The organism is Pseudomonas juntendi (genome assembly GCF_009932375.1).
In the GTDB taxonomy this organism is placed as follows: domain Bacteria; phylum Pseudomonadota; class Gammaproteobacteria; order Pseudomonadales; family Pseudomonadaceae; genus Aquipseudomonas; species Aquipseudomonas juntendi.
The window spans coordinates 1-12,097 of the sequence record NZ_BLJG01000195.1 but is presented as its reverse complement, the minus strand read 5'-3'; the positions used below and the strand labels follow the sequence as shown (position 1 = coordinate 12,097).

The window sequence follows — 12,097 nt, the reverse complement described above, 5'->3', positions numbered from 1 at the left end:
GGCCGCTCCTACAGGCAGCCCATCGCGACACAAGGCCTACCCCGCTACCCGCACCAGCCCCAGGTCAATCCCCAGGTGCACCAGCTCGGCATGCGAGCTGACCTGCAGCTTGCTCTTGAGCAAGGTCAAATGGTTGGACACGGTCTTGGCACTGATGCACAACTGCTCGGCAATCAGCCGCGCCGGGGTGCCCTTGGCAAGCATGACGAAAATCTCCAGCTCGCGCTGGGTCATGCGCTGCAGGCGCGGGTCGCTTTCATTGTGCGGGGTGGTGCAGGCCAATTGCGTGGCCAGCGGCTGTTCAATGTAGGCATGCCCGGCCAATACACGCTGCACCGCCTCGATCAGCACCTCGGGCGCCGAATTCTTGGTCAGGTAGCCCGACGCCCCGGCCTCAAGCGCCTGCCGCACCAGGGGCAACTCGTCGTGCATGCTGAAGAACAGCACCCGCAGCTGGGGCAGGCGCTGACGCAGCCGGCGGGTGGCTTCCAGGCCGCTGATGCCCGGCAGGCCGAAGTCCATGACCACCAGGTTGGGCACCTGCTCGTGCACCAGGGCCAGCGCCTCTTCGCCACTGGCCGCTTCGCGCACCTGGATGTCTGGCAATACCGCCCGCAGCAGGCTGGCATAGCCTTGGCGGACCACAGCATGGTCGTCGACCAGTACGATATTCATCACACCTCCTTGGGGATGTTCAGCGCCAACGCCCAACCGCCACCCGGGCGGCTGAAAATGCGTAATTCACCCCCCAGGCTGCGCGCGCGTTCGGCCATCGAGTGCAGGCCAACCCCAGGCCGGCGCGGTTGGCGCGCGCCGCACCCGTTGTCGCGCACGAACAAGCGCAACCCCTTGGCGCTGCGCTGCAGGCGCACCCGCACCTGGCTGGCGCCGGCATGCCGGGCGACATTGGTCAACGCCTCCTGCAGCAGCCGGTACAAGTGCGTCCTGCTCGGCGCGGGCAAGTCTGGCAAATGCTCGCCAACCCGCAGCCGGCAATCGATGCCCTGCCTGGCCTGCCACTGGCTCACCAGCAGGCCAATGGCCTGCGCCAGCGGCATGTGTTGCAGCGCCACCGGATACAGGTCTTGTACCAGGGCACGAAACCCTTGCTGTAAATGTTCGCAATTGAGTTCCAGTTGCTGTGTGGTCTGCTTGACCACAGCGGGCTGGTCGGCCGCCATGCGCAGCAGGCAGCCCTGGGCGCGGATACCGGCCAGGTATTGCCCAAGGTCATCGTGCAGGGCCTGCGCCAGCCGGGTACGCTCCTGCTCCTGCACCGCCAGCAGGGCCTGGGTCAGCTGCGTATTGTCGGCCCGGGCCTGCTCCAGGTTCGCCACCATCGCGTTGAAGTGCGCAGCCAACTGGCGTGCCTCCGGCAGGTTGGCCTCGCGCAAACGCACGGCCAGGTGCCCCGCCGACACCTGCCGCAGCGCCCCCAGCAATTCAGCCAGCAGCCCCATGGCCCGCCCGACCGCCCAACGGATGGTCACCAGGCTCAATACCAGCGCCAGGCCGCACAAGCTCAGCAATTGCACCAGCGACTCCCAGACTTCGTCGATTTCATCGCGGGCCTCCACGGCAATCAGCACCCGCCGGCCGTCGCTCAGTGTCAGTAAACGGCCACCTGGGTGGTGTTGACCGAACAGCTGGCGGCCCAGCCAGGCATCCACACCGGCATCCGCCGGCAACAGGGCGGCATCGCCAGCTGCCAGCCAATGCACCCGTACATGGCGCAGGTTCTGGGTCAGGCCCGGCTGCAAACTGGCCGGGTCACGTTCGGCAGTCTCGGCAAGGTAGGTCACCACGGCTTCGGCAGACTGCAGCTCACGCTCCACGTCGGCCACAGCCTGGTGCAGCAGCACCCCGGCACAGGCCACCGTCACCAGGGCGAAGCAGCCAGTGACCCAAAGGTTGATGCGCCACAGCGCAGACAAGTTGAACAGGCGCATGGGAGCTCTCTTCAGGGGTGCCGAGGCCCATCGTAAAACCGTAGGTGGCGCGGGAAATTACTACCTTGGTACCGGCCGAGCGCTACTTTCTGCATATTTCCCGCGCCCGGCGGGGTTCCTATGCTGGCGCCATCTGCCGTGGAGTGTGTCATGCGCCAGCCTGCCCACCTTGCCTTGTTCTGCCTGCTGGCCCTGATCGCCGTGTTGTCCGCGCCCCATGCGTCGGCCGCTGCGGGCCAGGCCGACGCCCTATTGCACGTGGGCATCGGCTATCTGGGCTACCGGCCCGACCCGGGCCCGCTGCTGTCCAATATCATCCCCGAACCGGCCGACGCTGGCCTGCAGGGCGCCGAGCTGGCGATCGTCGACAGCAACAGCACCGGCCGTTTTCTCAAGCAACAGTTCCAGCTGACCCGCGCCAACGTGGACAGCCCCGAGGCGCTGTTGCAGGCGGCCCAAGCACAACACGACCAAGGCCTGCGCCTGTTCGTGGTCAACGCCCCGGCCACCAGCCTGCGCGCGCTGGCCGCGGCGCTGCCCGACAGCCTGCTGTTCAATGTCGGCAGCCCCGATGACAGCCTGCGCAGTAGCCAGTGCCTGGGTAACGTGCTGCACAGCCTGCCGGGCCGGGCAATGCTCGCCGATGCGCTGGTGCAGTTCCTGGTGCTGCGCAAATGGCAACGCGCGCTGCTGGTGGTCGGCCAGACCGCAGATGACCAGGCCTACGCCGCCGCCCTGCGCCGCTCGGCGAAACGCTTCGGCGTGCAGCTGGTCGCGGAAAAAGCCTGGACCTTCGACAACGACCAGCGCCGCAGCGCCCAGGCCGACATGCCGCTGTTCACGCAAACCGCCGAATACGACGTGGTGCTGGTGGCCGACGAACGCGGTGACTTTGGCGAATACCTGCCCTACCAGACCTGGTACCCGCGGCCAGTGGCGGGCACCCAGGGGTTGACCCCCACCGGTTGGCACAAGACCGTGGAAACCTTCGGCGCGGCGCAACTGCAAAAACGTTTCGAGGCCCAGGCCGGGCGCTGGATGAACGACCGTGACTTCGCCGCCTGGATGGCCGTGCGCAGCATTGCCAGCGCGGTCAGCAAACTGCGCCAGGCCGACCCACGGGCGCTGCAACAGCTGCTGCTCAGCGAGCAACTGCCCCTGGACGGTTTCAAGGGCCGCAAGCTCAGCTACCGGCCCTGGAACGGCGAGCTGCGCCAACCGATTGCGCTGGTACAGCCTCGCGCACTGGTCAGCACCTCGCCACAAGATGGCTTCCTGCACCCCTTCAACGAAATGGACAGCCTGGGCTACGACAAGCCCGAAGTGACCTGCACGTACCCCTGAGCCGACAACCACAACAATAAGGAATACGCCATGCGCCGCCCTCTGCTTTCCCGCGCCCTGCTCTACCCCAGCCTGCTGACGGGCGCCCTGGCGCTGGCCTGCGGGCATGCGGTGGCCGCCACTGCCTGGGTGTCCAACGAGAAGGACAACAGCCTCAGCCTGATCGACCTGCAGACCCTGGAGGTCACCGAAACCCTTGCGGTCGGGCAACGCCCTCGGGGGCTGCTGCTGTCGCATGACAACAAGCTGCTGTACATCTGCGCCAGCGATTCCGACCGGGTACAGGTGATGGACGTGGCCACCCGCAAGATCATCAAGGAACTGCCCTCTGGCAACGACCCCGAGCAGTTCGCCCTGCACCCCAACGACCGCTGGCTGTACGTTTCCAACGAAGACGATGCGCTGGTGACCGTGATCGACACCGTGACCGACCAGGTACTGGGGCAGATCGATGTCGGTATCGAACCTGAAGGCATGGCCGTCAGCCCCGATGGCAATTGGGCGGTCAACACCAGCGAAACCACCAACATGTTGCACTGGATCGACACCAGCACCCAGACCCTGGCCGACAGCACCCTGGTCGACCAGCGCCCGCGCTTCGTCGAATTCAGCCAGGACGGTTCCAGGCTGTGGGCCTCGGCGGAAATCGGCGGCACGGTGACCGTCCTTGACGTTGCCACGCGCCAAGTGCTGAAAACCCTGAACTTCCAGATCAAGGGCGTGCACCCGGACAAGGTCCAGCCGGTGGGCATCAAGCTCAGCGCGGACGGCAAGTATGCCTTCGTCGCCCTGGGCCCGGCCAACCATGTGGCGGTGATCGATGCCAAGACCTACGAGGTGCTCGATTACCTGCTGGTCGGGCGGCGGGTCTGGCAGTTGGCGTTCTCCCCCGACCAGCGCCGCTTGCTGGCCACCAACGGGGTCAGCGGCGATGTATCGGTAATCGATACGCAGAACCTCAAGGTGCTCAAATCGGTGAAAGTCGGGCGCTACCCTTGGGGCGTGGTGGTCACCCCATGAACGCCCTCGAGGTGGCCGATGTGAGCTTCGCCTACGGCCAGCGCGAGGCGCTGCGGCAGGTCGGTTTCAGCCTGGCACCGGGCCGTTTTGCCGCGTTGCTGGGCCCCAATGGCGCCGGCAAGTCGACCCTGATCGCCCTGCTGACCCGCCTCTACGACCTGCAGCACGGCGATATCCGGGTGTGCGGCTGCTCGTTGCGCGACACCCCGCGCCCGGCGCTGCGGCAGATGGGCGTGGTGTTCCAGCAGAGCACCCTGGACCTGGACCTGAGCGTGGAGCAGAACCTGCGCTACCACGCCGCGCTGCATGGCCTGTCACGGCGCCAGGGCAACCAGCGGGTAGAGGCCGAGCTGGCGCGCCAGGGCCTGGGCGAGCGCCGCCACGACAGCGTGCGCGAGCTGAATATCGGCCACCGCCGGCGGGTAGAAATCGCCCGTGCGCTGCTGCACGAGCCACGCCTGCTGCTGCTCGACGAGGCCAGCGTCGGCCTCGACCCGGCCAGCCGCCTGGCGCTCAACCAGCACGTGCGGCAGCTGTGCCGCCAGCAGCAGTTGAATGTGCTGTGGACCACCCACCTGCTGGACGAAGTGCAGCCTAGCGACGACCTGCTGATTCTCCATCAAGGGCGCCTGGTGGCCAGCGGTACCGCCGATGCCCTGAGCTTGCAGCACGGCGGCGACCTGGACCATGCCTTTGCCCACCTGACCCGGCAGCCTTCAGGAGCCCACACCCGATGAACGCCTACTGGCAGTGTTTCAACGGCATCATGCTGCGCGAATGGCTGCGCTTCGTATTGCAGCGCACGCGCCTGCTCAGTGCCCTGGTGCGCCCGTTGCTGTGGTTGCTGGTGTTCGCTGCCGGTTTTCGGGCAGCGCTGGGCATTGCCATCATCGAGCCGTACGACACCTACATCCCCTACGAGGTGTACATCATCCCGGGGCTGGCCTGCATGATCCTGCTGTTCAACGGCATGCAAGGGTCGTTGTCGATGGTCTATGACCGGGAAATGGGCAGCATGCGCGTGCTGCTGACCAGCCCCCTGCCGCGGCCGTTCCTGTTGGCCAGCAAGTTGCTGGCGACCTCGCTCATTTCCCTACTGCAGGTGTACGCGTTCCTCGCCATTGCCTGGGTGTACGGTGTGCAACCGCCGGCGGTGGGGTTGCTGCTGGCACTGCCGGCGCTGCTGCTGGTGGCGTTCATGCTCAGTGCCCTGGGGCTGCTGCTGTCGAACGCCATCCGCCAGCTGGAGAACTTTGCCGGGGTGATGAATTTCGTGATTTTCCCGCTGTTTTTCCTGTCTTCGGCGCTGTACCCGCTGTGGAAGATGCGCGAAGCCAGCGAGTGGCTGTACTGGCTGTGCGCGGTAAACCCGTTCACCCATGCCGTGGAGCTGGTGCGGTTTGCCTTGTACCAGCGCCTGAACCTGTTGGCGCTGGCGGTGTGCCTGGGCTTGACGGTGCTGTTCACGCTGCTGGCGATCGCCACCTTCAACCCCCAGCACGCAGCGTTGCGCAAGCCGCGATGATCCTGTGGCCTGGCGCGGCCCAGGCTGACGGGCGGCGCTAAGCCACCTACTACTTTAGTACTGCATTTACTGTCTATCGTCGCATTCACAAAGCACCGCTACTGGCATGTAATGGGTTCATAACAAAAAGGAAGAACCCCATGCCACGTGCCCTGCCCCGGCTGCCACGCCCCTTGCTGGCGGCACTTTCACTGAGCCTGACGCTGGGCACCGCCCAGGCCGACACGGCGCCGCTGTTCTCTGCCGACGGTTACCGCATCACCCTTTACCGCAGCCCGACCCCGGCCCAGGTCGAGGGCGGCCAGGTGGTAGACACCGCCACATTGCAACGCCTGCTCAGCCAGCAGCCGCGGCCGGTACTGATCGACGTGTACCGCCGCCAGTGGCTGCAGGGCCGCTTCATCGAAGACGAGCCGCACGCCAACCTTCCCGGCAGCCTGTGGCTGGCCAACACCGGCGATGGCGAGCTGAGCCCGGCCTGGCAGGCGTACTTCGCGCAAAACCTGCAAAGCGCCACCGCCGGGCACCCCGACCAGCCTGTGGTGTTCTACTGCCGCGCCGATTGCTGGCTGAGCTGGAACGCGGTAAAACGCGCTAAAGCCCTGGGTTACCACAACCTGTACTGGTACCGCGACGGCGTTGACGCGTGGCAGCAGGCCAACCTGCCGCTGCAGCCGGCGCAACCGGTGCCTTTGCCCTGATCTGTTCAACTGCCACTGCGTGCCCTGCTCCATCCAATAAAAACAAGGTGAAAAGGCCATGTACAAAATTCTGATTGCCGACGATCACCCCCTGTTTCGCGAAGCCATCCACAACGTCATCAGCGATGGGTTCCAAGGCAGCGAGGTCATGGAAACCGCCGACCTGGACAGCGCCCTGGCGCTGACCCAGGCGCATGACGACCTCGACCTGATCCTGCTCGACCTGAACATGCCCGGCATGCACGGCCTCAACGGCCTGATCACCCTGCGCAACGAAGCACCGACCACGCCGGTGGTGATCGTGTCGGCCGAACAGGAGAAACAGATCGTGCTGCAGGCCATCACCTACGGCGCGGTGGGTTTCATCACCAAGTCCTCGCCGCGCGCACAAATGATCGAGGCGATCGAGCAGATCCTCAACGGTAATGTCTACCTGCCGCCCGACATCATCCGCGCGCAGAAAAGCAGCACCGGCCGGCGCCAGAACGATGCGCCGAGCTTCCCGCCGGAAATGCTCCAGGCCTTGACCCGCAAGCAGTTGCTGGTACTGGAACGCATGACCAAGGGGGAATCGAACAAGCAGATCGCCTACACCCTGGATATCGCCGAGACCACGGTCAAGGCGCATGTGTCGGCGATCTTGCGCAAGCTCAATGTGCACAACCGCGTGCAGGCCATTCTTAGTGCGGGCGATATCGACTTCGCCGACTACCTGCGGCGCTGACCGTCTCCAGCTTCATGGGGGCCGCGTTGCAGCCCCCATAGCACACCCGGCCCTAGCCTTGGGTGCCCAGCAAATGGCTCATTGCAGTTTTCAATTTCAACGGCCGCACCGGCTTGTGCATCAGGGTATGGCCCAGCTCACGGATCTGCTGCTTGAGGTCGTTGCTGTAGTTGGCCGTGATCATCAGCGCCGGTAGCGGCTGGGTACGGCGGGCATTGATGCGCGCCACCGCGTCAAGGCCGTTGCAGTCATTGTCCAGGTGGTAGTCGGCAATCAGCAGGTTGGCCTCGGCGTGGTAATTGTCCACCTGGCGTGCCAGGTCTTCCTCCGACAGCGCGGTGATCACCTTGCACCCCCAGCCTTCGAGCAGCGTGCGCATGCCGGCACAAATGGCCGCATCGTTGTCCAGCACCCAGACATGCGCCCCACGCAGGCGTTCGAACATCGGCTCGCACACAGGCTGGCTCGGCTGCGCCTTGGGCGCAACGGTGCTCAACGGGACCTCGACGGCAAACACCGATCCCTTGCCCAGCCATGACCGCACGCGGATGCGATGGCCCAGGATACCGGCGATCTTCTCCACGATCGCCAGGCCCAGGCCCAGCCCGCGATCCTGCTCGGGGCGCTGCACATCACCGCGCCGGAACTCCTGGAACATTTCCTCCAGGTGTTCTTCGGCGATGCCGATGCCGCTGTCCCACACCTCGATCCGCAGGCCGCCACGCAGGCGCCGGCAACCCAGCACCACCCGCCCGCTGCGGGTGTAGCGGATGGCATTGCTGAGCAGGTTGCGCAGAATGCGCGCCAACAGCTGGATATCACTGCGCACCACCGCCGAACACCCTACGAAATGCAGGGCCAGGCCCTCGCTACGCGCGACCTGGGCATATTCGGCCGCCAGGTTGTCCAGCAGCTCGCTGAGCGCGAAAGGCGCGATATCGGCCTTGATCACGCCCGCATCAAGCTTGGAAATGTCGACCAGGGTGCCCAGCAGGCTCTCCACATCCTCCAGCGAGTTGCTGACATTGCGGACCAACTGGGCACTGTGCTGCGGTTCGCGGCTTTCCAGCAACGCGCTGGTGAACAGCCGCGCCGCATTCAGCGGTTGCAGCAAATCATGGCTGACCGCAGCCAGAAACTTGGTTTTCGACAGGTTGGCCTGTTCGGCCTCGCGCTTGGCTTCGCGCAGCCGCGCTTGCGCCTGGCTGCGCTCTTCGATTTCCCGCAGCAACTGGTCGTTGAGGCTGGTCAGCTCCGCCGTGCGCTCACGCACCCGCTGCTCCAGGTGCTGATAGGCCTGGTGCAATGCCTGCGCGGTATTGCGCCGCTCGGTGATATCGCGGATCAACACGAAGATACCCACCACCTCGCCGCTGGCCAGGCGGTTGGGGACATAGGAGCGCAGCATGTAGCGCTCCTGGCCCTTGATGTTGGTTTCGGCAAACTCGAAGGTCACGCTCTCGCCCGCCAACGCCCGCGTCACATAGGCCTCGAGGCGTTGGTAATGCTGTTCGCTGTGGGCCTCGCGTAGGCTTTGCCCCAGCATCACGCCACGCGGCCAGCAGTACCATTCCTCGTACACCTTGTTGGTGAATTCATAGACCAGGTCGGCATTGAGGTAGGCGATCAACGCCGGAACGTTGTCGGTGATCAGGCGAATCTGGTGCTGGTGCGCGGTCTCGGCCCGCTGCCGGGCCTCGCTGAGCAGGTGGTTCACCGCCTTCAGCTCGGCCATGGCCTGGCTCAGCGCATCGGTGCGCTCGCGCACCTGCTCGGCCAGCACCACCGAATGCTGAAACGCCGCGTACGGGTCGTTGCCGCGGGTGACCCCGGACTCGACACGTTCGATCAGCGCACCATTGATGCGCTGCAGCTTGTGGTTCTGCTGCTGCAGCCGGGCCACCTCGGCCTGCAGGTCAGCGACCGACAGGAGGCCGGTTGCGGGCAATGGCGACGCCGGTGAAGGTCTGGTTGATATGCATGCCATTGAACTGTTCTCCGTAGGTGTTGAACCCGATCACCCGTTGCTCGCGCAGAAACGCCCCCACCAGTTCCAGGCTGTGTTGCCCCTCCAGTTCCAGACGCCGCAGGAAGCAGTCGCAACCAATGGTCAACAACAGCGGGCCCAGGCGCTGGTGCAGGCCGTCGAACAGCTCATGCAGGTTCGGCAGCAACGGCCCTGGGGTCATGGCCGTGAGCACGATGCCGTTCTCCACGGCACAGTAGAAACTCAGGCTCAAGTCATCGTGCACACGCTGGACGGCGCGCATGTAGTACTGGTCGTGAATGCGCACGGCCAACGGGTGCGCGGCGAACACCCGGTAATCGAGCGCCGCCACCGGCACACCGATGAGCCGGGCATATTCCTCGGCAGCGGGTTCGGCATTCAGCTCGAATACCCGGCGCTGGCCGCTGTCGGCGCCAGTGACCACCAGTTTTTCCTGGCGCGGCTGGATGTGATGGGTGGTGAACACTTCGAAGTCGAGCCAGGTGTTGACCAGCACCACCACCGCTGCGCCGCTGTGGAAGGCGCCGCCGTGGTAGACATGCGTGCGGTTGAGGTAGTTGTCGTCGCCGGCCGAACCGCCGAAGTGCGGGATGTCGCCCAACGCCGCGCTGAGGGCAGCGAGGACCATCTCCTCCCGGCTGGACAGCCCGTCGAGCAGGGTCAGGGCAAAGCTGTGGCCCTTGATCGGCGCCAACGAATTGCTGCGGCAGGTGCCGACCAGGCGCTCGACCATCTGCTGCGCATCGATGAGGCTGAAGTGCTCCATTTCGTCGATCAGCCCGGTGGCGATGGAAAAGTGCCGGTGATCGAAGCCCAGCGCGGTCACGCAGTTGCGGCCGTACCCCTGCGGGGTGATTTCGCCGGCACTGGTGCACCCCACCAGGCGGATGCCGCCAAACCCCTGTTCCAATGCCTGGGCCAACTCCTGGAGGTTGTATTCGGCAGAACAGAAAAACAGCACCAGGCCCAGGTGGGGGTGCAGGAGCTGTCGCGCCAGGTCCTGGGCGGCCAACCGGGCATCGGTGGCCTGGGACATGGCGCTGAGCACACCGTCGTTGAGGGCCTGTTGCATCAAAGTCTCCGGCGCAGGGCGGCTGAAGGTGCAGTGTACGAAGCCGGGTACGTGGGGCGAATGCTACTTGGGTAGCGGGTGGGCGGTTCCAAGGGTGTAAGTGCCAGCTTCACCTGCGCCTGCCTTGCCGCCCCGTGCTTACCAGGTCAGCACCGCGCCCACAGCCAAGGTATCGGTGTCTTCGTTCTGCGCACTGCCCTCATGCCCATCGATGGAGAACTGGTTGTACTCGGCCACCAGCTTGAGGTTGTCGTTGACGTCATGGAACAACGCCACCCCACGGGTCTTGTAGTCGGCACCGCTGCCCACCGCACCGTTGCCATCGTCCTTGGTCTTGCCATACGACAGCGCCACGCGGTTTTTGCCGAACTTGTAGGAGCCCTGTAACAGGTAGCCGTCGCTGTCCACATTACGCAACACCGGCTCGCCCGCGTTATTTGTGAAGAACGGGTTGATGCCCTTGGCCTGGAACCCAGAGCCGGTCAATGACCAGCCGCCCAGCTTCGCCTGCACCCCATAGCCGACCCCCTTGGAGGTGACGGACTGGACCGTCGAGTCGGTGTTGTCCGAGGTCTGGTAGCTGCCGTTGACCCAGCTGTAGATCTGCGCCCCCGCCAGGTCGAACTGGTAGGTGATTTCGCTCTCGGTGCGTGGGTTTTCCTGGTAGGCCTTGCCGGTCGGGCTGCTGTCGTTGGTATCCACGGGGTCCATGATGCCGACCGCCACGCGCAGGCCGTCCATCACCGGCGTGCGGTAGGTGATCTGCGAGGTGGGGAACGGATAGGGGTAACCGCTGCCGATGTTGCCGAACGACACCCCGCCGCCATCCACCAGGCCCAGCGTGTCACTGACCTGGCCATAACCGGCCAGCAGCTCGTCCAACAGGATGTTGGAGCGCGCGAACAGGCCAAAGTCCTTGCCGATCAGCACTTCGCCCCACTCAGGGTTGGCCACCGTGCCGTAGAACTGGCGCACGTCGATGGCGGTATCGGTGCCGTTGGTTTCGCTGTCGTTGATGGTGACCCAGAACGACGCCCGCGCGCCGAGTTTCAGGTCGTCTACCTGCTTGCCCATGTTGAAACCGATGTAGTTGGGCAAAAAGCCCATCTTCACCCGCGACTGGCGCCGGTCGAACTGCTCGCCCTCGCGGTCGACCTTGCTGTTGACATAGAAGGCGTTGATGTAGCCATCGGTAGAGAATGTCGTCTGGTCCTTGTCGTACAGCATGATCTCGGCCTCGGCGGCACCGCTCAGGCCCAAGGCGGAAACACTGGCGAAGGCAGCAGCGAGAAAACGAGGCGGCAGGTGCTTTTTGTTGTTGTGCATGGCGCGCTCCAAACGGGGGACAGGATGTCGGAGGCGATTATCAGAAGCCGGCAGGCCACCCGGAACGCTGCTTTGGCGTGGGTTGGCGGGTGCTTTGGGGCGGAGGGTGTGGCGCGGTGATTTGGTCTTGGGACCTGCTGGGGTCGGGGTGGCAAGACTTAGGGTGTAGGCAGGCGTGGCAGGCGGGTGTCAATACGCCTGAATGAACCGGGGCCGCCTTGCGGCCCATCGCCGGCAAGCCAGCTCCCACAGGGATCGCATCAGGGCTGACAGGTGTTTGCCAGAAGATATGCAGCGCCTGTGAGATCGAGCGCCGCCCGCGCGGCGCAATCGCGAGCTGCGCTCGCTCCTTGTATGTTGTGACTGGCCTGGCGGGAGAAGTTATTCTCGTCAGGCTGAAGAAGCACTTCCGGGGAGGCCGATCGCTC

At 64.8% G+C, this 12,097-nt stretch carries 11 protein-coding genes; 6 read left to right on the top strand and 5 right to left on the bottom strand.

The genetic code is table 11. The annotated features are described in order from the left end of the window. Window positions 1-36: 36 nt before the first annotated feature. A complete protein-coding gene (locus tag GYA94_RS21060) occupies window positions 37-675 on the bottom strand; it encodes a response regulator (protein ID WP_029885149.1) in 639 nt (212 codons plus the stop codon). Then, entirely contained in the window at window positions 675-1,949 is a 1,275-nt protein-coding gene (locus GYA94_RS21055) for a sensor histidine kinase (protein ID WP_161893036.1), read from the bottom strand. The genes GYA94_RS21060 and GYA94_RS21055 overlap by 1 nt, the downstream gene beginning before the upstream one ends. A 150-nt stretch (window positions 1,950-2,099) precedes the next feature. Between GYA94_RS21055 and GYA94_RS21050 the strand changes: the two genes are divergently transcribed. The 6 genes from GYA94_RS21050 (at window position 2,100) to GYA94_RS21025 (ending at window position 7,263) form a co-directional block, all read left to right on the top strand. Beyond that, on the top strand, window positions 2,100-3,293 hold the full coding sequence (locus GYA94_RS21050; RefSeq protein WP_161893035.1) for an ABC transporter substrate-binding protein: 1,194 nt from the start codon (window positions 2,100-2,102) through the stop codon (window positions 3,291-3,293). 30 nt (window positions 3,294-3,323) lie between these two features. After that, complete coding sequence (locus GYA94_RS21045) at window positions 3,324-4,313, top strand: YVTN family beta-propeller repeat protein (protein ID WP_161893034.1); 990 nt, start codon at window positions 3,324-3,326, stop codon at window positions 4,311-4,313. After that, entirely contained in the window at window positions 4,310-5,050 is a 741-nt protein-coding gene (locus tag GYA94_RS21040) for an ABC transporter ATP-binding protein (protein WP_161893033.1), read from the top strand. Before GYA94_RS21045 ends, GYA94_RS21040 begins: the two co-directional genes overlap by 4 nt. Next, window positions 5,047-5,838, top strand: coding sequence for an ABC transporter permease (locus tag GYA94_RS21035; protein ID WP_054906186.1), 792 nt, complete (start codon window positions 5,047-5,049; stop codon window positions 5,836-5,838). Before GYA94_RS21040 ends, GYA94_RS21035 begins: the two co-directional genes overlap by 4 nt. Window positions 5,839-5,978: 140 nt before the next feature. Further along, window positions 5,979-6,539, top strand: a complete 561-nt coding sequence (locus tag GYA94_RS21030) for a PQQ-dependent catabolism-associated CXXCW motif protein (RefSeq protein ID WP_161893032.1) — start codon at window positions 5,979-5,981, stop codon at window positions 6,537-6,539. A 58-nt stretch (window positions 6,540-6,597) separates the two neighbouring features. Next, window positions 6,598-7,263 (top strand): response regulator transcription factor, encoded by a 666-nt coding sequence (locus tag GYA94_RS21025; protein WP_009681769.1) that lies wholly within the window; start codon window positions 6,598-6,600, stop codon window positions 7,261-7,263. A 52-nt stretch (window positions 7,264-7,315) separates the two neighbouring features. Here the strand turns inward: GYA94_RS21025 and GYA94_RS21020 are convergent, their stop codons facing one another. The 3 genes from GYA94_RS21020 to GYA94_RS21010 form a co-directional block, all read right to left on the bottom strand. Beyond that, window positions 7,316-9,211 (bottom strand): PAS domain-containing hybrid sensor histidine kinase/response regulator, encoded by a 1,896-nt coding sequence (locus GYA94_RS21020; protein WP_161893031.1) that lies wholly within the window; start codon window positions 9,209-9,211, stop codon window positions 7,316-7,318. Next, window positions 9,180-10,343, bottom strand: coding sequence for a nitric oxide-sensing protein NosP (gene nosP / locus GYA94_RS21015; protein WP_009681767.1), 1,164 nt, complete (start codon window positions 10,341-10,343; stop codon window positions 9,180-9,182). The genes GYA94_RS21020 and nosP overlap by 32 nt, the downstream gene beginning before the upstream one ends. Before the next feature lie 138 nt (window positions 10,344-10,481). Continuing rightward, window positions 10,482-11,669, bottom strand: a complete 1,188-nt coding sequence (locus tag GYA94_RS21010; protein ID WP_029885155.1) for a porin — start codon at window positions 11,667-11,669, stop codon at window positions 10,482-10,484. Window positions 11,670-12,097 lie beyond the last annotated feature (428 nt).